The organism is Moraxella sp. K127, from assembly GCF_015223095.1.
In the GTDB taxonomy this organism is placed as follows: Bacteria; Pseudomonadota; Gammaproteobacteria; order Pseudomonadales; family Moraxellaceae; genus Moraxella.
In genome coordinates this window covers 1-608 of sequence record NZ_JADFBZ010000111.1, presented here as the reverse complement: position 1 = coordinate 608, position 608 = coordinate 1, and the positions used below count along the sequence as shown (strand labels likewise).

Annotated in this window: 1 pseudogene; it reads left to right on the top strand. The window is 36.3% G+C overall.

From position 1 onward, the window contains the following. Positions 1-608: pseudogene (locus IM753_RS13130) on the top strand (IS5 family transposase); the annotation flags it as partial.

Sequence of the window (608 nt, the reverse complement as noted above, 5' to 3'; positions counted from 1 at the left end):
TAACCTTAAACTACTACAGAGAATACCGCAGTCAATTTCACATAGCCCAAGACTTTGGTATTACTAAAAGTGCTGTGTGCAAGGCAATTAAATGGGTGGAAGGTATACTCATCAATCACAAAGACTTTGCCTTGCCAGGTAAAAAAGCCTTATGGCAAGACAACAACCTTGAAACTGTACTCATTGATGCCACAGAAATCCCCATAGAGAGACCTAAAAAAAGCAAAGGCGACAGTACTCAGACAAAAAGAAACGTCATACCTTAAAAGCACAAATTGTTGTTGATAAAAAGAGTAAGAGAATACTATGCACCCATGTTGGTAGAGAAGGCATGCATGACTTTAAACTCTACCAATCATCAAAAATAACCATCAAACAAAGTATTTTGATTTAAGTAGATTCAGGCTATCAAGGCATACAACAAACTCATGCAAATAGCCAACTACCAAAGAAAAAGACAAAACTTAAACCTTTAACCAAAGCAGATAAAAAAGCAAATCGCAAGTTATCATCCAAGCGAGTAACCAATGAACATGTCATTGGGAAACTCAAGTGTTTTAAAATCTTATCATGTCGCTACCGCAATCGCAGAAAAAGATTTGGATTAA